At 64.3% G+C, this 19,063-nt stretch carries 19 protein-coding genes; 4 read left to right on the top strand and 15 right to left on the bottom strand.

Annotated features, from left to right (window positions below; all coding sequences use genetic code 11):
• Positions 1 to 147 precede the first annotated feature (147 nt).
• Complete coding sequence (locus MUU55_RS17235) at positions 148 to 453, top strand: hypothetical protein (RefSeq protein WP_244761979.1); 306 nt, start codon at positions 148 to 150, stop codon at positions 451 to 453.
• A gap of 54 nt (positions 454 to 507) precedes the next feature.
• Here the strand turns inward: MUU55_RS17235 and MUU55_RS17230 are convergent, their stop codons facing one another.
• The 3 genes from MUU55_RS17230 to MUU55_RS17220 form a co-directional block, all read right to left on the bottom strand.
• Positions 508 to 831, bottom strand: coding sequence for a hypothetical protein (locus tag MUU55_RS17230; protein ID WP_244761978.1), 324 nt, complete (start codon positions 829 to 831; stop codon positions 508 to 510).
• Between the two features lie 68 nt (positions 832 to 899).
• Positions 900 to 1,919, bottom strand: a complete 1,020-nt coding sequence (locus MUU55_RS17225; RefSeq protein WP_244761977.1) for a GlxA family transcriptional regulator — start codon at positions 1,917 to 1,919, stop codon at positions 900 to 902.
• 121 nt (positions 1,920 to 2,040) lie between these two features.
• On the bottom strand, positions 2,041 to 2,904 hold the full coding sequence (locus MUU55_RS17220) for a DMT family transporter (RefSeq protein WP_244761976.1): 864 nt from the start codon (positions 2,902 to 2,904) through the stop codon (positions 2,041 to 2,043).
• 142 nt (positions 2,905 to 3,046) lie between these two features.
• On the opposite strand from MUU55_RS17220, the gene MUU55_RS17215 reads away from it, so the two are divergent.
• On the top strand, positions 3,047 to 4,408 hold the full coding sequence (locus MUU55_RS17215) for an aminotransferase-like domain-containing protein (protein ID WP_244762169.1): 1,362 nt from the start codon (positions 3,047 to 3,049) through the stop codon (positions 4,406 to 4,408).
• Here MUU55_RS17215 and MUU55_RS17210 read toward each other — a convergent pair.
• The 6 genes from MUU55_RS17210 to MUU55_RS17185 all read right to left on the bottom strand — a co-directional run bounded on the left by MUU55_RS17210 (position 4,405) and on the right by MUU55_RS17185 (position 10,262).
• Positions 4,405 to 5,187 carry an ABC transporter permease gene (locus MUU55_RS17210; RefSeq protein WP_244761975.1) on the bottom strand — a complete coding sequence of 261 codons (783 nt, stop codon included), beginning with the start codon at positions 5,185 to 5,187 and terminating at the stop codon, positions 4,405 to 4,407. The two genes, MUU55_RS17215 and MUU55_RS17210, sit on opposite strands and share 4 nt — an antisense overlap.
• Before the next feature lie 2 nt (positions 5,188 to 5,189).
• Positions 5,190 to 6,368 (bottom strand): ABC transporter permease, encoded by a 1,179-nt coding sequence (locus tag MUU55_RS17205; protein WP_244761974.1) that lies wholly within the window; start codon positions 6,366 to 6,368, stop codon positions 5,190 to 5,192.
• Positions 6,365 to 7,471 carry an ABC transporter ATP-binding protein gene (locus tag MUU55_RS17200; RefSeq protein WP_244761973.1) on the bottom strand — a complete coding sequence of 369 codons (1,107 nt, stop codon included), beginning with the start codon at positions 7,469 to 7,471 and terminating at the stop codon, positions 6,365 to 6,367. The genes MUU55_RS17205 and MUU55_RS17200 overlap by 4 nt, the downstream gene beginning before the upstream one ends.
• A 50-nt stretch (positions 7,472 to 7,521) precedes the next feature.
• Positions 7,522 to 8,574 (bottom strand): ABC transporter substrate-binding protein, encoded by a 1,053-nt coding sequence (locus tag MUU55_RS17195; RefSeq protein WP_244761972.1) that lies wholly within the window; start codon positions 8,572 to 8,574, stop codon positions 7,522 to 7,524.
• Positions 8,575 to 8,762: 188 nt separating this feature from the next.
• The gene (locus MUU55_RS17190; protein ID WP_244761971.1) at positions 8,763 to 9,503 is read right to left on the bottom strand and encodes an SDR family NAD(P)-dependent oxidoreductase; all 741 of its coding nucleotides are present in this window, start codon (positions 9,501 to 9,503) and stop codon (positions 8,763 to 8,765) included.
• A 78-nt stretch (positions 9,504 to 9,581) separates the two neighbouring features.
• On the bottom strand, positions 9,582 to 10,262 hold the full coding sequence (locus MUU55_RS17185; RefSeq protein WP_244761970.1) for a GntR family transcriptional regulator: 681 nt from the start codon (positions 10,260 to 10,262) through the stop codon (positions 9,582 to 9,584).
• A gap of 188 nt (positions 10,263 to 10,450) precedes the next feature.
• Here MUU55_RS17185 and MUU55_RS17180 point away from each other — a divergent pair, with 188 nt between their 5' ends.
• Together MUU55_RS17180 and MUU55_RS17175 are read left to right on the top strand one after the other, a co-directional pair.
• Entirely contained in the window at positions 10,451 to 11,515 is a 1,065-nt protein-coding gene (locus MUU55_RS17180) for a phosphotransferase (protein ID WP_244761969.1), read from the top strand.
• A 2-nt stretch (positions 11,516 to 11,517) separates the two neighbouring features.
• The gene (locus MUU55_RS17175; protein WP_244761968.1) at positions 11,518 to 12,834 is read left to right on the top strand and encodes an aspartate aminotransferase family protein; all 1,317 of its coding nucleotides are present in this window, start codon (positions 11,518 to 11,520) and stop codon (positions 12,832 to 12,834) included.
• A gap of 55 nt (positions 12,835 to 12,889) precedes the next feature.
• Here MUU55_RS17175 and MUU55_RS17170 read toward each other — a convergent pair whose 3' ends face one another.
• The 6 genes from MUU55_RS17170 to MUU55_RS17145 form a co-directional block, all read right to left on the bottom strand.
• Complete coding sequence (locus MUU55_RS17170; protein ID WP_244761967.1) at positions 12,890 to 13,228, bottom strand: RidA family protein; 339 nt, start codon at positions 13,226 to 13,228, stop codon at positions 12,890 to 12,892.
• A 321-nt stretch (positions 13,229 to 13,549) separates the two neighbouring features.
• Positions 13,550 to 15,562: a putative bifunctional diguanylate cyclase/phosphodiesterase gene (locus MUU55_RS17165; RefSeq protein ID WP_244761966.1), complete on the bottom strand. Its 2,013-nt coding sequence runs from the start codon at positions 15,560 to 15,562 to the stop codon at positions 13,550 to 13,552.
• Positions 15,563 to 15,709: 147 nt separating this feature from the next.
• On the bottom strand, positions 15,710 to 16,642 hold the full coding sequence (locus MUU55_RS17160; protein ID WP_244761965.1) for a phosphatidate cytidylyltransferase: 933 nt from the start codon (positions 16,640 to 16,642) through the stop codon (positions 15,710 to 15,712).
• Entirely contained in the window at positions 16,642 to 17,292 is a 651-nt protein-coding gene (locus MUU55_RS17155) for a lysophospholipid acyltransferase family protein (RefSeq protein WP_244761964.1), read from the bottom strand. Before MUU55_RS17155 ends, MUU55_RS17160 begins: the two co-directional genes overlap by 1 nt.
• A complete protein-coding gene (locus MUU55_RS17150) occupies positions 17,292 to 17,729 on the bottom strand; it encodes a hypothetical protein (protein WP_244761963.1) in 438 nt (145 codons plus the stop codon). Before MUU55_RS17150 ends, MUU55_RS17155 begins: the two co-directional genes overlap by 1 nt.
• On the bottom strand, positions 17,726 to 19,060 hold the full coding sequence (locus tag MUU55_RS17145; RefSeq protein ID WP_244761962.1) for a phosphatase PAP2/dual specificity phosphatase family protein: 1,335 nt from the start codon (positions 19,058 to 19,060) through the stop codon (positions 17,726 to 17,728). The genes MUU55_RS17150 and MUU55_RS17145 overlap by 4 nt, the downstream gene beginning before the upstream one ends.
• Positions 19,061 to 19,063: the final 3 nt, after the last annotated feature.

Below are 19,063 nucleotides of genomic sequence, written 5' to 3'. Positions count from 1 at the left end.
GTATGTTCTCTTTTTGTTCTTAAACGAAAAGAGAGTCAATCGCTCTTACCGGCTGCAACGATCACAGTTTGAATCAGAGGCGGGAACCAAGTGGCGCGGCGGAAGTTCTCCCTTTTGCCATTCCATTCAATCCAGGGAGACATGTCCATGGCTGACGAAAAGAGCACCGGAAAGCGCACGCTTGGCGTCGTCGAGGGGCGAGACAGCATTTCGGAAGAGGTCCGCGCCGCCGAAGCGGAAGCCTCGATCAATGAGCAGATCGACGCCTTGAAATCGGAGATCAGCAAGCTGAAGGAATCCGCCGGCCTGATTGCGGAAGGCACCGGCCAGCTCGCCGTCGCCAAGGCTGAATCGCTGCGTGAAGACCTGCGCCAGACCATCCAGGCCAACCCGCTGGCAACACTCGCGGGCGCCGCCTTCATCGGCTACCTCTTCGGTCTGCGCCACCGCTGATCATCCCCATCCGGCAGCATAAAAAAAGCCCGGCAATGCCGGGCTTTTCCGTGTTCAGAACCAGCGTTGGCGGCGCGGGGGCTCGCTTTCGAGGGAGCCGAGCAGATAACCCAGCACGACACCGGCGAGACCGGCCGTCAGGACGACGGTCGAAAGGCCGGCCGGATGCTCGCGAGCGGCCTGCGCGACGGCAGCACCCTCGGACCGCACATATTTGGTGGCCGAGCGCACGGCCGGGCGGGCCGCATCCACGGCATTGCCGGCGCGATCGCGGATCGTCTCGTAGGCCTCGCTGCCGCGGTCGCTGAGATCCTTCTGGAGCGTGGCGATCTCGGCGCGAAGAGCGGAAATCTGGGATTGAACGTCAGTGCTTGCCATTGCGGTCTCCTTGTCAGAATAGAGGCCGAACGGATGGCGGGCGTCTTGGTTCCCGGGAAGCGGCGATTTCAGCTTGCCTGGCGGCGACCGTCGCGGCGTATCTGCGAGGGCGTGTCGCCGAAAGCCGCGCGAAAACGGCGCGTGAAGTGAGACAGGCTCTCGAAGCCGGTTTCGAGCGCGATCTCGATCAGCGGCTTGTTGGTGCGGATCACCATGTTGAGCGCGGCGGCCATGCGGATCTTCATGTAGATCGCACTCGGCGAGGCCCCCATGTCGCTTTCGAACAGGCGCTCCAGCTGGCGCCGAGAGACACCGGTCATCGTGGCGATGCTGTCGATGGACAGAAGATCCTCGGTATGCTGCTCCATCATCATGATGGCGAGATGCACGCGACGGTCGCGCGCTTCGAGGCCGAGCGGATTGCGCGGCTGGAGATCCGTCGCATCGCGACGGTGGCGGATCTGCAGGATTTCCAGCGCATTGCGCTCCGCTGCCTCACCGACATGATGGCGCACAAGCGTTGCGGCCAGATCCGCGACGCTGCTGCCGCCGGCACAGGTGGCGACCTTGCCGTCGAAGCGGAAGATCTGCTCGGAGGTCGCCTCGATATCGGGGTAGCGGGCGCGGAATTCACGGTGGTGCAGCCAGCTCACGCAAGCGGTATGCCCCTTGAGCAAGCCGGCCTCTGCGAGAATGAAGCTGCCGGTACAGAGGCCGATCAGCCCGACGCCGGCATTGGCCGCCTTGCGCAGATAGGCGCTCGCATAGCTGTCGATCGGCTCATCGACCTTGAGCAGACCACCGACCACGGCGATGTAATCGAAAGCTGAGGGATCGGCGAAGGGCGCTGTGGGTGCGACCTGAATGCCGCTCGACGAAGAGATAAAATTGCGCGTGCTGCTCAGGACGTCCCAATCGCAGTTGACACGGCGCGAGCGATCCTCGCTGTCGCTGGCAAGGCGCAGCGTATCGACGAACAGCGCAAAGGCGGAGAGCGTAAAACTTTTCGACAGGATGAAACCGACACGCAATGCCTTGGGCGCCGCGTGGTTGCCCGTGTCCCGCGATGTCCGCACATCCACCGTCATCAGCATCTCCCGGGCCGTCTGCAGGGACAGGATCGTCGCCAACCAGAACCGCCGACGATATCCATAGCAGATTTCGCCGCATGGCTCCATTCCCTGGACGGCGTTTGTGTGCGGATTAAGCCTATCGCGCGAATTTCCGCGCACCGGCAACGCAGGCGACGATGGCAAGCGTCGTCAGCAGCATCAACGGACTGACCTGTTCGTGCAACAGGGCGGCGGCAAGCAAAAGGCCGAAGAAAGGCTGGAGCAGTTGCAACTGTCCGACAGCGGCGATACCGCCGATCGCCAGCCCGCGATACCAGAAGACGAAGCCGACGAGCATGCTGAAAACCGACACATAGGCCAGGCCCGCCCAGGCTCCACCGCCAATCCCCGCCCAGCTTTCCGGCAGCGTCAGAAGGGCAATGACAGCCATCAGCGGCAAGGCGAGGATGAGCGCCCAGGAAATGACCTGCCAGCCGCCGAGTGTGCGGGAAAGCTTCGCGCCCTCCGCATAACCGAGCCCGCAGGCAACAATCGCCGCCACCATCAGAAGATCGCCGATGAGCGAGACCTCCGCGCCGGAATTCAGCGCGAAGCCCACCACCATCGCGCTGCCGAAGACGGAAAACAGCCAGAACAGCGGCTTTGGCCGTTCCCCGCCCCGGAGGACCGCGAAAATGGCGGTTGCCAGCGGCAGGAGGCCGACGAAGACGATCGAATGGGCGGATGTGATGTATTGCAGCGCCAGCGCCGTCAGCAACGGAAAGCCGACGACGACGCCGAGCGCGACGATGGCCAGCGAAAGGAGATCGTCACGTGCGGGTTTGTTCTGGCGCAGCACAGCCAGAAGCGCCGCGCCCAGAAGGGCCGCGATGACCGCACGCGCCGAGGTCAGGAAGAGCGGCGAGAAATCCGCCACCGCAACACGGGTCGCCGGCAGAGACCCGCTGAAGATGATGACACCGGCAAGCCCGCTGCCCCAGCCGTCCATGGATGTTTTCATATTCACCTCGCATTCGCCGTGAATCTACGTTTGCGGGGCTGGTCAGGACAGAAACAAAACCATACAATTTTTAATAACTGTACTGGTAACGGAAAGCATACACTTGAGTGAGAAGATCGCCGGAAACCGCATCGAAAGCGTGATGACCACCATCCGCAACCGCGTTGCCGGGCGCACTCTGGCACCGGGTGACCGCCTGCCCTCCATCCGCGGTCTTGCCGCATCGATCGGCGTCTCGCCGTCGACGGTCGTCGAAGCCTATGACCGGCTGGCCGCAGAGGGGCTGATCAGAGCGCGGCGCGGCTCCGGCTTCTACGTGTCCGATACCGCACCATTGCCGCTGAAGCTCGCGGAGGCCGAAACGCCTAAAGCGCGCGCGGTCGACCCCTTCTGGGTGTCGCGGCAATCGCTCGATGCGGAGGACGGCGTGCTGAAACCCGGCTGCGGCTGGCTGCCGGCGGAATGGATGCCGAACGAGGCGCTGCGCCGGGCAATCCGCAGCCTGGCGCGCGCAGACGACGCCATGCTCGCCTACTACGGCAATACGCGCGGCTCCAACGCGTTGCGCAAGCTGCTGCTTGGCCGCCTGGCAGAAGAAGGCGTCGCAGCCGGGCCGGAACATCTGATGCTGAGCAACACGAGCACGCAGGCGCTTGACCTCATCTGCCGCTTCCTGCTCAGGCCCGGCGATACCGTTCTGGTGGACGATCCCTGCTATTTCAATTTCCAGGCCCTGCTGAAAGCCCATCAGGTGAACGTGACCGGCGTCGCCTATACGCCTGCCGGCCCCGATATCCTCGCCTTCGAGGCTCTGCTTTCGGCGGAACGGCCACGGCTCTACATCACCAATTCTGCACTTCACAACCCGACCGGCGCGACACTCTCGCCACAGGTGGCGCACCGGCTGCTGAATGCAGCAGCGGCCAGCGAGACCGTTATCATCGAAGACGACATCCTCGCCGATTTCGAGCCGGATCCCACGACCCGGCTTGCAGCGCTCGACGGCCTGCAGCGCGTCATCCGCATCGGCAGCTTTTCCAAGACACTTTCGGCCGCTGCCCGCTGCGGCTACATCGCGGCACGTCCGGACTGGATCGAGGGGCTGGTGGACCTGCAGATCGCCACCAATTTCGGCGGACCAAGCCCCATTTCCAGCGAGATCATCGCCCATATGCTCGCGGGCGGCGGCTATCGCAAACATATGGAAGAGTTACGCCGCCGTCTGGTGCGTGCCCGCCGCGAGACGGCGGACCGCCTCGCGAGGCTGGGCATCGCGCCATGGCTCATGCCGCGCGGCGGTTTCAATCTCTGGTGCCGACTGCCGGAAGGACTCGATTCCGGCGAAGTCGCGCGGGCCGCAGTCGCCGAAGGCCTGGTGCTCGCCCCCGGCAATGTGTTCAGCATCTCGCAGACCGCCGCCGGCTTCATGCGCTTCAACGTCGCCCACATGGCCGATCCGCGCGTCTATCAGGTACTGGCGGAGGCGCTGAAGCGCGCCGCCTAGCGCCGCTTCGCCAGCATCGAGCGCGACAGCACGACGACGAGGCCGATGAGCACAGTCGCGACGATGAAGAGGAAGGCGGCGGCGGCGATGGCCGGGCTGATGTTCTCGCGGATCGAGGAGAACATCTGCCGCGCCAGCGTACGCTGGTTGGGGCCGGCGACGAAGAGCGTCAACACCACCTCGTCGAGCGAGGTCGCGAAGGCGAGCACTGCCCCCGAGAGCACGCCGGGCATGGCAAGCGGCAGGGTGATGCGGCGGAACACCGTGGCCGGTGCCGCACCGAGACTCTGCGCAGCCAATTCCACCCGCTCGTCAATGCCGGCCAGCGCCCCGGTGACGCTGACCACCACGAAGGGCACGGCGACGACCGTATGGGCGATAATCACGCCCAGATAGCTGTTCGTCAGACCGAACCCCGCCAAGAGAACCTGCATGCCCACGCCGAGCACGACGGCCGGAACCACCATGGGCAGCAGGAAGAGCGTTCGCATCGTGCCGCGAAAGAGGATCAGCCGGTTGCGCAGGCCAAGCGATGCCGCAGTCCCCAGAACGGTGGCAAGAAGGGTCGTGCCCGTGCCGATGATCAGGCTGTTGACGATGGCGCGGCGCCAGGCGTCGGCGAAGAACAGTTCCTCGAACCAGCGCAGCGACCAGGACGGGATCGGATAGGTAAGGATGACGCTCGAGGTGAAGGCGAGCGGCAGGATGGCGATGAGGGGTGCCACGAGAAACAGGACCGTCAGCGTGGCGAAGGTGGCCTTGGCGATTTTCATCGGCATGGTCAGCGCCTCCCCGGTTCTTCGCTGGAGAGCCGCGCATAGACGCTGTAGAGCACGAGCGTCGCGACGAGCAGCACCATGCCGAGCGCACCGGCCATGCCCCAGTTCGCCGATCCCGTGGCATAGAAGGCGATGATGGACGAGATCATCTGGTCGCCCGGACCGCCGATCAGCGCCGGCGTGATATAGTAGCCGATCGCCGAGATGAAGACGAGCAGACCACCGGAGGCGACGCCGCGCAGGCTGAGCGGCAGGAGCACGCGCAGGAAGGCGCGGAGCGGCGGCGCACCGAGCGAGGCTGCGGCCGGCATCAGGTTCTTCGGAATGGTGATCAGCACGGAATAGATCGGCAGCACCATGAAAGGCAGAAGCACATGGGTCATGGCGATGATGACGCCGGTACGATTGAAGATCAGCGCCAGCGGCGAGTTAATGATGCCGAGCGTCAGCAGGAGATCGTTGATCAGGCCCTTTTCCTGCAACAGGATGAACCAGGCGGCGGTGCGCACCAGAAGCGAAGTCCAGAGCGGCAGGAGCACTGCGCCGAGCATCAGGTCGCGCTTCCAGCCATCGAGCGACGCGGCGATGATGGCATAGGGGAAGCCGATCAGGGCGCAGAAGAACGTGACGAGCCCGGCAATCCAGAAGGTGCGCGCGAGGATCACGCTGTTGACCGACTGATCAGGCGGCAGATGTTCGATCTCGCCGGCGGCATTGCGGCCGAAATCCACGGCGGCGAGCAGGTTGCGGTCGGTATAGGGCGAGAGTGCATCGGCGATCGCCAGCCAGAATTCCGGTTTTTCCCAGCGCTTGTCGATGGAAACGAGGTCGGCGGGCGGGTTTGTCGTGTCGTCGAGCGCGCCCGTCGTCTTGCCCATCAGCGTGCGGAAGCCGGAGCGGGCGCTGTTGAGACGGCGCACCATGTCGCCGAGCGCCTGGTCGTCATCGACGGCTTTCAGATCCTCCATCAGCGCCGTTTGCATGGCGGCCGACGGCGGCGACTTGCGGTCCCAATCGGCGAGAACCTCGGCGCTGCGCGGCAGAAGCTTGAGCACGGCCGGATCCGACACGGCCTGCGACATCATGCTGAACAGCGGCCAGACGAAGAAGCCGATGAGGAAGAGAAGCAAGGGCGCCAGCAGCAGGAGCGACCGCCCCGTTCGGGAGGACGCTGCACTCATGGCGCGATGACCCGGCAATCGCCGGCCGAAAAGGCCGCGAAGACCTTGGTGCCCGGCGGATATTCGCGCGACCGGCGGCCGAGCTTGGCGATCAGCGGATGGGTAGCATTCTGCAGCTGCACACGAAGATGATCGCCCTGATAGACGCTGTCGGTGACTTCGGTTTCCAGCACATTGCGCGCCTCGCCGCGCGTCTCGCTGAGATCGACGCGTTCCGGGCGGATGGACAGGAAGACCGGCTGGCCGGAGGCGACGGTGCCTGACACGGCGGAGACGATTTGCGCACCCGAGGGAAGGCGCACGGTGGCCTCCTGTCCTTGCACGGCTTCCACGACGCCCTCGACAAGATTGGTCTCGCCGATGAACTCGGCGACGAAACGCGTCGCCGGCTCGTCGTAGACTTGCCGCGGCGTGCCTATCTGCTCGATCTTGCCCTTGTTGAACACGGCGACCCGGTCCGACATGGTGAGCGCTTCGGACTGATCGTGCGTCACGAAGACGATGGTCAGGCCGAGACGGCGATGCAGGTCGCGGATGTCGAGTTGCATCTGTTCGCGCAGGTTCTTGTCGAGCGCGCCGAGCGGCTCGTCCATCAGCACGACGCGCGGCTCGAAGACGAGCGCACGCGCGAGCGCCACGCGTTGCTGCTGGCCGCCGGAGAGTTGCGAGGGGCGCCGGTCGACAAGGGCGGAGAGCTGCACCATGCCAAGCGCACGCTTGACCCGCTCGCCAACCTCCGCCTTGCCGATGCCGCGCATCTGCAGGGGAAAGGCGATATTGTCGCCGACGGACATGTGCGGGAAGAGCGCATAATTCTGGAAAACCACGCCCATATCGCGCTTGTGCGTCGGCACGGCGTTGATGGCGGTTCCGTCGAGCAGGATATTGCCCGAGGTCGGCTGCTCGAAACCGGCAAGCATCATCAGAAGCGTCGTCTTGCCGGAGCCGGACGGACCGAGCAGGCTGACGAACTCACCCTTCCCGATGCTCAGATCGAGGTTTTCGACCACGCAGAGTGGGCCGTAGAATTTACTGATGCGGTCAAATCGAATGAATTCGGCCACGAGAGACTCCATCGCTAGAGGCGGAGGATGCAAAAGCATCCGGCCAGCAGGAAGGACGCTCCTCAGAGCGCCCTTCACCACGGATGTCCTTACTGGGCGAGCCAGGCGTTGAAGCGGGCCGTCAGCGTCTCCGCATTGTCGATCCAGAAATCGACGTTGAGCGAGATCGAGTCCGTCATGTTGGCGGGATCGGTCGGCAGGTCCTTGGCGAATTCCGCCGGCACCTTGGCAGCGGCTTCCTTGTTCGGCAGACCATAGGCGACGAATTCCGGCAGCTTGGCCTGATTTTCCGGCAGGCTCGCAAAGGCGATGAAGTCCTGTGCCGCGTCCTTGTTTTCGGCGTCCTTGAGAACGACCCAGCTGTCGACGGCATAGATGCTGCCGGGGAAGACGACCTTGAAGTTCTTGCCCTCGGAACGGTTGATGCCGGTGATGCGGCCATTATACGCCGAGGCCATGGCAACTTCCCCTGACGCGAGGAACTGCAAGGGCTGCGCACCGGATTCCCACCAGACGATGTTCGGCTTCAACTCGTCGAGCTTCTTGAAGGCGCGCGCGATGCCCTCTTCCGTGCCGAGCACGTCGTAGATCTCGTCCTTGGAGACACCATCGGCAAGCAGCGCGAATTCCAGCGTGTATTTCGGGCCCTTGCGCAGCGAGCGCTTGCCGGGGAATTTTTCGACATTCCAGAAGTCCGCCCAGGAGGTCGGGCCTTCCTTCAGCTTGTCGCCGTCATAGGCGATCGCGGTGGACCAAACGATGGCGCCGACGCCGCAGTCATTGACGGCGCTGTCGAGGAACTTGTCCTTGCCGCCCATCTTGTCCCAGTCGATCTTTTCATAGAGGCCGTCGGCACAGCCGAGCGCCAGCTCTTCGGCTTCCACCTGCACGGCATCCCAATTCGGCGCGCCGGCCTTGACCTTCGACTGGATCACGCCGATGCCGCCATCCCAGGCTTCGTCCAGCACCGGCTTGCCGAGCTTTTCGGAAAACGGCTTGAAGTAGATGTTGCGCTGGGCGTCCTGATAGTTGCCGCCCCAGGACACGACGGTCAGGTCGCGTGCGAACGCGGGCGCAACGATGCTGGCCGACAGAACGATGGCGGCTGCCGCCAGAACACCCGATTTCAGAATTGACTTCATGGTACTCCCCTTTTCTTCATTGTGATGGAGCCTTCGCTCCGATGACGATCTCATGCGGACCGCTCACCCCGCCTTTGCGGCGTCGGCTGCGGCCTCTCCGGTCGTCGCGCCCTTTCCCCTGGGCGTTCGGCCGATTGATGCATTCCAGTCATTGCCGGTCAACGGGGATTTTCCCCTTTTGACCCTTGTCAGACGTGCTGCCCTCCATTGATGTGGATTTCCGCGCCGTTGATGTAGGAAGACTGCTCGGTGCAGAGGAAATGGATGGTCTCCGCGACTTCGCGCGGTTCGCCCAGCCGTCCCATCGGCACTTCCGCCGCCACCAGTTCATCGGTCCCCGGCGAGAGGATCGAGGTTTCGATTTCGCCCGGCGCGATGGCATTGGCCCGCACGCCGCGCTTGCCGAATTCATGCGCCATTTCACGCGTCAGCGCCGCAAGCGCCGCCTTCGAAGCCGCATAGGCGACACCGGCAAATGGGTGCACGCGCGAGCCGGCAATCGAGGTGACGTTGACGATCGAGCCCTTGGCCGCCTCCAGTTCCGGCATCAGCGCGCGGGCGATCAGTGCCGTCGAAACGATGTTGACGTTGAGGACCTGCGTCCAGACGTCCGCATCCGTCTCCAGCACGCCAAGGCGGCTTCTGCCCGGTCCCTTCGGCGAGATGCCGGCATTGTTGACGAGGGCATGCAGCTTGCCGTGCGGCAGACGCTCACGCACCGTCGCGGCAAGACGGTCGATCTGGCTAAGGTCGGCAAGGTCGGCCTGGATATGGCTTTCGCGGGCCGAGGGCCAGGCACATTCCTCGGAGAAGGCCTGACGCGAGACGGTGAAGATGCGCCAGCCCTTCGACTGGAAAAGCTTGACCGTCGCATGGCCGATGCCGCGGCTCGCTCCCGTCAGCAACATGTAGCGGCGTTCTTCGGTCATGCGGAGGCGTCTCCATTGATGCTTGATACATCGTAATCGGCGGCCCGCGAATTGCAAGCCTCCTCGTTAAAGGCGGCGTCAGGCGCGTCGCGCCTCCCGTTCCTCGCCATGCGCGATGCGGTCCAGGATAGGTTTTCCACCCAGCAGGATATCATCGACGATGGCCATAGAGGCGGCCGGAGAGTCATGTCGCTTCAGCGCCTCGACGACGGGATAGTGATGGTCGATCATCGCCCGGCCGCCCGCCAGATAGGCATCGGAAATGTGCGGCCCCATCTGCAACCACAGCCGGCGCAGGATGGTGGTCAGCACCGGCAGGCCGGCGATCTGCGGCAGCATGAAGTGGAAGGCTTGGTTGAGCTGGGTGCCCTTCAGACGGTCGCCGTCGGCGATAGCCTGCTCGTTTTCCCGCAAAATCTGCTCCAGCGCGAGAATGTCGGCGCTCGTCGCAACCTGCGCGGCGGTTTCGGCGGCCAACCCTTCGAGGCGCACGCGGATGGCGCGGATTTCGCGGTAACGCGCCTCGCTCAGACCGGCGATGCGGATATCGCGCGGCGAGCGGAAGGTGATGGCCTCGTCATTGGCAAGCCGCAGGATCGCATCGCGGATCGGCGTGACGCTGGTGCCGAACTGCTCGGCGAGATCACGGATCTTCAACCGATCACCCGGCTGGAACCGGCCCTGCATAAGCGCATCGCACAGCGCGGCATAGACCACGCTGTTGAGGTTCTCATATTCCAGTGTCGCGAATTCGGGCATGGAACTGGTCCGCAAAATCGAGTAACAAGATACTTGATGCATCTTTTTTGACGTGTTTCAAGTATGGGCTGCTGCCGCATGTATTCTCTGGGCAAGAAATGCCCGTGGCAATGGTTGTGAAAGCGCTGTCAACAGCGCCGGAAACCGTCCTCGACGAACCCGCGGGAAACCGCCAGAACGGAGCAAGCATGACGGAGCCAGCGCCCGCCGCCCAGAAAAAGGACTCCCCAAAACCGGACTCGATGTCGGCGACCTGGAGCGTAACCGCAATCGAGGACGCCGAGGCATCCGTCGCCGAGGTCTATGGACTGGCCGGCGAAGTAAAGCGGCTCTCCAGCGAGCGGGACGAGACCTTTCTCTTCAAGCGCGCCGACGGCACCGATTTCATCCTGAAGATTGCCAATCCCGCCGAAGACCCAGCAGCGCTGGAATTCCAGGACGGCGCCCTGCTGCATCTCGAAGCTGTCGCGCCCGCCGTGCCCGTGCCGCGGCTGGTGCCGACGCTGTCGGGCGAGCCGAGCCACACGCTCTCGACATCGGACGGCCCGCGCATCATGCGCCTGCTCACCTTCCTCGACGGTGAGCTGCAATACCGCACGGAGGCCTCGGAGACGCAGAGCCGCAATGTCGGGCGTTCGCTTGCCGAACTCGGCCTTGGCCTCAAGGACTATGACGGCCGTCCGCCCGAGGGGAAGCTGATGTGGGACATTTCCCACACGCTCGACCTGCAAGCCGTCGTCGGCGATGTCGCGGGGGAGCGGCGCACGCAGGTGGAAGCCGTGCTTGCCGAATTCGATCGGTCACTGCCGGCCATCGCCGCACTCGAGCGTCGCCAGATCATCCACAACGACTTCAACCCGCACAACATCCTGCTCGATCCGGCGGAACCGACGACGGTCGTCGGCATCATCGATTTCGGTGACATGGTCCATGCCACGCTGATCAACGACCTCGCCGTCGGCATTTCCTATCACATGGCAACCGACAACTGGGCCGCCCGCACCGGCGCCTTCCTCGACGGCTTCCTTTCCGCGCGCCCGCTGCTGTCCCCGGAAATCGAACTGCTGCCCCTCCTCATGCGCTGCCGTCTCGCCATGTCGATCATCATCGCGGAATGGCGCTCGGCGCGCTTCCCGGAAAACCGGGCTTACATCATGCGCAACCACGCCACCGCCTGGCGCGGCCTGCAGAATATTGCCGATCTCACTCCCGCCGGGCTGAAACGGCTCGCGCCCAACCTGACCGAGGCCTGATCATGTCGATGGTGAATGCATTTTCGCGCGAGGATTTCGAACGGCTGAGCGACGCCGAACAGGCGTTGATCGCCCGCCGGGAAAAAGTGCTCGGCCCCGCCTACCGCCTGTTCTACGAGAAGCCGCTGCATCTGGTGCGCGGCGAAGGCGTCTTCCTCTATGACGCGGCCGGCGAAAAATATCTCGACGCCTACAACAACGTCGCCTCGCTCGGCCATTGCCATCCCCGCGTGGTGGATGCGATCACCAGCCAGACCGCCGTGCTCAACACCCATACGCGCTACCTGCACGAGGGCATCGTCGACTATGCCGAAACGCTGACGGCGACCTTTCCGGCGGCGCTCAGCCAGGCGATGTTCACCTGCACCGGCAGCGAAGCGAACGACCTTGCCGTGCGCATCGCCCGCTACGTCACCGGCGGCACCGGCATCATCTGCACCGATCTCGCCTATCACGGCCTGACGAGCGCGGTCGCCGAATTCTCGCCGTCGCTCGGTGAATCCGTCACGCTCGGCCCGCATGTGCGCACCGTGGCAGCACCCGACAGCTACCGTCATTCTCCGAAAGAGATGATGGAAAAGTTCGGCCGTGACGTCCGCGCCGCCATCGCCGATCTCAAACGTCATGGCATCAAGCCGGCCATGCTGATCACCGATACGATCTTTTCCAGCGACGGCATCTTCGCCGGCCCCAAAGGCTTCCTGAAGCCGGCGGTGGATGCCATTCACGAAGCCGGCGGCCTGTTCATAGCCGACGAGGTGCAGCCCGGTTTTGGCCGCACCGGCGAGACAATGTGGGGTTTCGAACGGCATGGCGTGGCGCCCGACATGGTGACGATCGGCAAACCGATGGGCAACGGCTATCCGATGGCCGGCATCGTGCTTCGCCCGGAAGTGATCGCCGAATTCGGCCCGCGTGCGCGCTATTTCAACACGTTCGGCGGCAATCCGGTCGCGGCGGCGGCCGGCAAGGCGGTGCTCGACACGATCCGCATCGATGGCTTGCAGCAGAATGCGCTTGAGGTCGGCAATTATCTGATGGAGGGCTTGAGGGCGCTTTCCGGGCGCTACCACGCCATCGGCGACGTGCGCGGCTCCGGCCTGTTCATCGGCGTCGAGATCGTCGCCGATCCCGCCGTTAAGAGTCCTGACGCGGCACTGACGACCCGTATCGTCAACGGCCTGCGCGAACGCCGCATCCTCATCAGCGCATCCGGCCCGCGCGCCAACGTGCTGAAGATCCGCCCGCCGCTCGTCTTCTCGCGCGAAAATGCCGACATGCTGATCGACGCGCTCGCCGACGTCCTGAAGACACTCTAAAGAGAAAGGGTGAGGCCGCGCGTGCAGCCTCGCCCCGAAATCCGCTTTAAAAAGCTCAGACGAGCGCGGTGACCTGGATTTCGACCAGCAGTTCCGGTGCAGCCAGACGTGCCTCCACGGTGGCGCGGACCGGCAGGTTGTCCTTGTCGACCCACTGATCCCAGACTTCGTTCATCTGGCTGAAATGCGCGATGTCGCGCAGCCAGATATTGGCGCTGATCAGCTTGGCCTTGGACGTGCCGGCCTCGGCGAGCAGGCCGTCGATCCGGGCAAGGATGTCGCGGGTCTGGGCCGTCGTGTCGGCACCGTCGCCGGTCACGCCAGCGGTGGTGACGATGCCGTTGACGACGACGGCTTCGCAGAAGCGCTTGCCCGGCTTGATACGCTTGATCATGAAAAATCTCCCATTGTTATGATCAGAGAATGGTTTTGCCGAAGGCCGATAAAATGAAGTCGGCGCGTTCCGCGCCGATCGGCGATAGCAGGCGCGGCATCAATGCAGGAAATGGCGAGGGAGCGCAACTTTCCGCCGAGCGCCGCCATTTCCATCCTCGAATGGGTCTCGCGCACCGTAATACCGCCAATGCCCTCAGCCTGGTGCGGCAGGTGTGCGCGGAAGGCTTCACAACCTACGAGAACGGCGGGGCTTTGACCTATCTCGACAGCCTCGGTCCGCTCGCCCGTCGCCGAAGCGGGGCGAACGCTCGGCAATGTATTAACCCGCACGCATGGCGATGGGCCGGGCCCGTTCCATCGGCATCGGTTTTCCAAGATGGTAGCCCTGCGCTTCCGCACAGCCTTCAGCGCGCAGTCGCGCCAGTTGGTCGGCCGTTTCGACCCCCTCGGCAAGGACGGGAATGCCGAGACTGCGGCCAAGCGCGAGCACGGAGCGCAGAATCGCCCGCGCCTCGGAGCTGCGGTCCGCATCGCGCGTGAAGCAGCCGTCAATCTTGATCTTGTCGAAGGGAAAGGAGCGCAGCGTATCGAAGGATGAATAACCGACGCCAAAATCATCGATCGACAGGGAAACGCCGAGCGCCTTGACCTGACGCAGCACGCGCAACGCCTTCGCCTTGTCTGCAATGAAGGTCGATTCGGTGATCTCCAGATCGAGCCGCTTCGGCGACAGCCCCGTCTCCACGAGGACGGCGCGCAGCAGGCCCGGAATATCGGCGTTGATGACCTGGACGGGCGAAAGATTGACGGCGACCTTGTGCGGCGCGTCCCAGGTGGCGGCCTCCGCACAGGCGGTGCGCAGCACCCATTCGCCGATCGCCAGAATATGACCGGTCTCCTCGGCGATTGGAATGAACACCGCCGGTGAAATGCTGCCTTGAAGCGGATGGTTCCAGCGCAGCAGCGCCTCGTAGCCGACGATATCGCCCGAAGCCACGCTCTTCTGCACCTGGTAGTGCAAGGTGAACTGGCCAAGGTCCAGTGCACGGCCGAGATCCTGCGCAAGCGCGAAACGCTCAAGCGTCGCCCGTTCCATCGCCTGCTCGTAGAAGGAAATGCGGCGGGAGAGATCGTGTTTGGATTGGTACATCGCCATGTCGGCGTGGCAGATCAGCATCTCACGATCCGCCCCGTCGTCCGGATAAATCGCAACGCCGATACTCGCCGTGCTCGGCAGGGCGCTGCCGGCAACGCTGAGCGGCATGCTGAGCGCCGCATCAAGCCGGACGAGGAAACTATCGAGGGAGGCGTGATCCGAAAAGCGCTTCACCGCCATGAACTCGTCGCCGCCGATCCGCGCCACGAACTCGCCCTCGCGCAGGAGGTCCGCCAGCCGGCCGCTGATCGTCACCAGCACATCGTCGCCGGCCTTGTGGCCATAGACGTCGTTGATTTCCTTGAAGCGGTCGAGGTCGATCCCGATGACCGCGACTTTCTCGCCGCTCTTGTCCGCCTGCGCAAACGCGCCGTCGAGATGGGCAAGCGCGCGCGGGCGATTGGCAAGGCCTGTCAGCGCATCGTGCAGGGCAAGGTGTTCGAGGCGCCGCAAGGTTTCCTGCGAGGCCTGTTCGTCGAGCAGGTAGCTGATGACGCCGGAACCCACGACCAGCATGCCGACGCCCACGACCGCGAAGGCGGCAAGCGCGGCGGAGATCGACTCGCCGCCCGCCGCGATGGGCGTGACCGCAAAAGCCGCCATACCGGTGAAATGCAGGCTGACGACCGCAAGCACGAAGAGCCCGACCACGAGATAGCCGGATTCGCGGACAAAGGGCCGTACTGCTTGGCGTAGCGTGAGCACGCCGAAGAAGACGGCAAAGGCAACCGAAAGCAGGATGTAGCCGGCCTGCCACTCGATCAGGCCATCGATGCGGAACGCCAGCATACCGCTGTAGTGCATGGCGGAGATGGCGAGGCCGACCACGGCGCCGCCCATTTCCGGCGCGGCGCGGAATCGGTTCGAGAGCGCGATCCAAAACCCATAGGCGCAACCCGTGACGGCGACGAAGAGCGAGACCATAGTCCAGGCGGGATCGAAGGTGAAGGCCGCCCCCGCGTCATAGGCGACGACGGCAATGAAATGCATGCACCAGATCGAGGATCCGGCTGCCTGCGAGGCGAGCAGAACCCATCCGGCCCGCTGGCGTCCCTGGCGTGCCTGCGCCTGCCGGAACAGGCGGAATGTCACCCAGCTGCCGGCGATGCCGACGAGAAGCGCGAGCAGAACGAGCCAGAGATTGTGTGCCACGACGAGGCACGAGAGGATACGCATCCGATTCACTCCCGGGGCGGGCGGCGGTTACACGCGCCGAGTATGTTACCCATCCAGATCCGCACGCCAGACGAGAATCGAGGATGCGCACAACTTCCTAACATCCGGATAGCGGCAATGGTTAACGCTTCCGGGCCACAGCCTTCGTCACGTCCAGGCATACCGCACGATGTGGAAGAAAACGGGAGCCGCGAAAACGAGGCTGTCGGCACGGTCGAGCATGCCGCCATGGCCCTCGATCAGATGGCCCCAGTCCTTCACACCGCGGTCGCGCTTGATCGCGGAGGCGACAAGGCCGCCGAAGAAACCCATGATGCAGGCAAGACCCGCGAGTACACCGGCCTCGACGGGTGAAAAAGGCGTCAGCCAGTAGAGGCCCGCACCCAGCGCCGATGCACTCAGGATGCCACCGATCAGACCCTCCCACGTCTTTGACGGCGAGATATTGGGCGCGATCTTGTGGCGCCCGAAGAGTTTTCCGAAGATGTATTGCAGCACATCGCTGCCCTGCACCGTCGCGATCAGGAAGGCGATCAGCAGCAGACCCCGCCCCTCGTTACCGGGAATGGGCAGCGTCACCAGCGCCGGCACATGGCTGATGCAGTAGACGGAGAGCATGATGCCCCACTGCTGCTCGCTGACCCGCTCGAGAAAGCGGGACGTGTCGCCACGGATCGCGGTCAGCGCCGGCATGGCGAGGAAGCAGTAGACCGGGATGAAGATCGAATAGAGCCCGTACCAGTCGATCCAGATCAGGTAGTATTGCGTGGGCACGATGATCAGGAACATGCCGAGCAGCGTCCAGCGATCGGCATGGCGCGTGCTGGTGAGGGTCACATATTCGCGCAACGCCGCGAAAGAGACGAAGGCGAAAAGCAAAATCACACCGCCCGTGCCAAACAGGAAGGCGATGCTGATGCCCGCCACCATGATCCACCAGGCTTTGATGCGTGCATTGAGGTTTTCGAGCGTCGCCGGCAGGGGCTGCGGGCTGCGGAGGGACAATACGCCCGCGACGAGGCTTGCCGTCAGGAGCACGCCGACGAGGCCCAGAAAAAGTCGCGTGGTATCGTCGCTCATCAGCGGGTTCCATCCTTGTTGGGCGCGAGCATGAGCAGTGCCGTGCGGGCGCGTTCGAGAAAGACCTTGCGGTCCTCGCCCTCCTCCAGCGCGACGGGCGCGCCGAACACGACACGGCAAAGCAGCGGGATCGGCAGTACGGCACCCTTCGGCAAAACGCGCGACATGTTCTCGATCCAGCAGGGCACGAGCTCGACATCCGGCCGGGCGCAAGCGAGGTTGTAGAGGCCGGAGCGAAAGCGCAGCAAAGGCTCCTCCGTCATATTGCGCGTGCCCTCGGGAAAGAAGATCAGCGACTGGCCGGCATCGAGCGCCGAGAGCATCACCTGCATCGGATCGGCGGTGCGCTCCACCCAGTTTCGCTCGACGAGCACGGTTCGCAGCAGCCGGTGGGCGATGAAGCGCCGGGCAGTGCCGGCATTCCAATAGTCCGCACCGGCGACGGCGGCGGTGCGGGCGCGCTCGGGAGGCGTAAGGCAAGTCGAGACGAGGATGAAATCGCCATGGCTCGCATGATTGGCGAAGTAGATCCGCTGCCGGCCGTTCGGCCCGGTGCCAGCCCAGATCGGCCGAACGCCCGTCACCGCGCGGGAAAGTCCTGCCAGCACGGCGCCGGCCGCCGTTTGCAGAAGGGATGCACCGTTCCTCATCACACGCCCCCTCCGGCCACCATGTCCAACCACAGGACGAGGTAGAGCGCGACGCCGATTGCCAGCGACAGGCGTTGCAGCCGGACAAGCCGGCGGCATCCGGCGAGCCGGTCGGTCAACGGCGCCGGAACCGGGCTTGCGGAGCGCAGCCCCATGCGGGCGAGCACATCGTCGATCGCGGCCAGCCCTGTCGCCTCATCGTCATGGGACGAAGCGAGGCGGAACAGCGCGGCATCGAAAAGAAGATGAACGGAGACGGCGAGCGGCAGAAGGCAGAAAGCAAGCAGCAGCCACCAGGCAAGCGGCCCGGTAAACCCCTCGGCACCGGCGGTGGGCGGAGCGATGGCGAGGACCAGCAGCGCCGCCGCGCCGCCGGCAAGGCCGTTGCGGCGCAACCACCCGGCAGCATCGCCCGCAACCGTCTTCCAGCCGCTCATCGCGCCGCCTCGTCGATGGCGGCAAGGGTTTCGAAGCGCAAATGGACGGGGCGCCCCGCCGCCTTGATCCGTTCGCCGGCGATCGCGGCATTCGGCGCAAGCCCCGAGCGAACCAGCCAGCAGGTGGCGACGGCGGCGCTGCGTTGGAAGCCGAGGGCACAGCAGATAAGGACCGGACCATGCTGACTGGCCGCCGCGACGACAAGCGCCGCCTCGCGTATGCGCCCCGCATCGAGGGGCAGCAGGTCCATCGAGGGAAAGGCATGCCAGGCCAGGCCGGGGGCGGCAATAGCCGGCATTTCAGCCGTCATGTCGATGATGGCGACATAGGTCGAGAGCTCGGAACGCCGCGGGCCACGGCCGAGAAAAACCCCGTCCGCAAGCTCGACGGCCGGCGCGAGCCTGTGTGTCCACCAGAAAACGTTCAGTCGGGCACCGAGGCGATAGGGCAACAGCAACCAGTAGCTGGCAAGGCTGATGCGGCCATTCGCCTGTTTCTGGAAGACGCCCGGACCGGCGCCGGCATAGCCGAGTGCGACAATCGCAAGCGCCAGAGCCGGCCACAGAAGGAGAAGACCCGCGCCGTTATCCCGCGTCACCAGAACGCTCGCCAGCAGGAGGCCCATCGCACCGGCAGCGTAATAGATCGCGAGCCGCCTTGCCTTGGCGTCTCTTGTCAGGCGAAAACCGGCGAGCGGCGACGGGCCGTCTGCCGGAAAAAGCCAGAGGGCAAAAAGGCCAAGCAGAGCCCCTGTCGGGATGTCGATGACGTGGTGCTGCCAGGTCGTGAGCACCGACAGGCCGATCAGCAGGCTCCACGCGTGCCAGAGGGCAAGTGCTGCCCCGCGCAATCGGCGTCGCCAATGGTCCCAGATGATGACGAGTAGCGCGATGTGCAGCGAGGGCGCCTGGTTGAACGGCTTGTCGAAGCCGCCGAGCACATCGAACATGAAGCCGGGCAGCCCATGTGTCTCCGGCCGCACAAAAATCGCCTGCAGCGGGAAAGCGATGAAGCAGGTGACGGCGACGATCTGCGCCGTCAGATAGCGCCGCCCGAGGCGCCCGACCGCCTGGGGCGTCTCGTTGACGAAGAGCGAGAAGGCGTAAAAGGCGTTGATCGACCAGTAGGGCACGATGGTCCAGGCGAGGAAGGGAACATGCCGTTCCCAGCCGAAGGCGAGGTTCGGCACCTCGGCACGCTGGGAAGCCAGCCAGTTCGCCACGCCATAGGTCAGGTAGAAGAACGGCGCGAGGAAAGCGAGCCAGAGCAGCGCCGCACGCAAAACGGCGCGACGATCGACGGTCGGCACGGAAACAACTCCCTCTCCCATCGC

The sequence above is a fragment of the Shinella curvata genome (assembly GCF_022899935.1).
Taxonomy (GTDB): domain Bacteria; phylum Pseudomonadota; class Alphaproteobacteria; order Rhizobiales; family Rhizobiaceae; genus Shinella; species Shinella curvata.
Note: the sequence above shows the minus strand (reverse complement) of the source record. Positions and strands in the feature narration are given on the sequence as shown.

Excerpts from the sequence above, each read along its gene's own strand:
- MUU55_RS17235 (WP_244761979.1), top strand. The coding sequence starts at position 148 with ATGGCTGACGAAAAGAGCACCGGAAAGCGCACGCTTGGCGTCGTCGAG.
- MUU55_RS17230 (WP_244761978.1), bottom strand. The coding sequence starts at position 831 with ATGGCAAGCACTGACGTTCAATCCCAGATTTCCGCTCTTCGCGCCGAG.
- MUU55_RS17225 (WP_244761977.1), bottom strand. The coding sequence starts at position 1,919 with ATGACGGTGGATGTGCGGACATCGCGGGACACGGGCAACCACGCGGCG.
- MUU55_RS17220 (WP_244761976.1), bottom strand. The coding sequence starts at position 2,904 with ATGAAAACATCCATGGACGGCTGGGGCAGCGGGCTTGCCGGTGTCATC.
- MUU55_RS17215 (WP_244762169.1), top strand. The coding sequence starts at position 3,047 with ATGACCACCATCCGCAACCGCGTTGCCGGGCGCACTCTGGCACCGGGT.
- MUU55_RS17210 (WP_244761975.1), bottom strand. The coding sequence starts at position 5,187 with ATGCCGATGAAAATCGCCAAGGCCACCTTCGCCACGCTGACGGTCCTG.
- MUU55_RS17205 (WP_244761974.1), bottom strand. The coding sequence starts at position 6,368 with ATGAGTGCAGCGTCCTCCCGAACGGGGCGGTCGCTCCTGCTGCTGGCG.
- MUU55_RS17200 (WP_244761973.1), bottom strand. The coding sequence starts at position 7,471 with ATGCTTTTGCATCCTCCGCCTCTAGCGATGGAGTCTCTCGTGGCCGAA.
- MUU55_RS17195 (WP_244761972.1), bottom strand. The coding sequence starts at position 8,574 with ATGAAGTCAATTCTGAAATCGGGTGTTCTGGCGGCAGCCGCCATCGTT.
- MUU55_RS17190 (WP_244761971.1), bottom strand. The coding sequence starts at position 9,503 with ATGACCGAAGAACGCCGCTACATGTTGCTGACGGGAGCGAGCCGCGGC.
- MUU55_RS17185 (WP_244761970.1), bottom strand. The coding sequence starts at position 10,262 with ATGCCCGAATTCGCGACACTGGAATATGAGAACCTCAACAGCGTGGTC.
- MUU55_RS17180 (WP_244761969.1), top strand. The coding sequence starts at position 10,451 with ATGACGGAGCCAGCGCCCGCCGCCCAGAAAAAGGACTCCCCAAAACCG.
- MUU55_RS17175 (WP_244761968.1), top strand. The coding sequence starts at position 11,518 with ATGTCGATGGTGAATGCATTTTCGCGCGAGGATTTCGAACGGCTGAGC.
- MUU55_RS17170 (WP_244761967.1), bottom strand. The coding sequence starts at position 13,228 with ATGATCAAGCGTATCAAGCCGGGCAAGCGCTTCTGCGAAGCCGTCGTC.
- MUU55_RS17165 (WP_244761966.1), bottom strand. The coding sequence starts at position 15,562 with ATGCGTATCCTCTCGTGCCTCGTCGTGGCACACAATCTCTGGCTCGTT.
- MUU55_RS17160 (WP_244761965.1), bottom strand. The coding sequence starts at position 16,642 with ATGAGCGACGATACCACGCGACTTTTTCTGGGCCTCGTCGGCGTGCTC.
- MUU55_RS17155 (WP_244761964.1), bottom strand. The coding sequence starts at position 17,292 with ATGAGGAACGGTGCATCCCTTCTGCAAACGGCGGCCGGCGCCGTGCTG.
- MUU55_RS17150 (WP_244761963.1), bottom strand. The coding sequence starts at position 17,729 with ATGAGCGGCTGGAAGACGGTTGCGGGCGATGCTGCCGGGTGGTTGCGC.
- MUU55_RS17145 (WP_244761962.1), bottom strand. The coding sequence starts at position 19,060 with ATGGGAGAGGGAGTTGTTTCCGTGCCGACCGTCGATCGTCGCGCCGTT.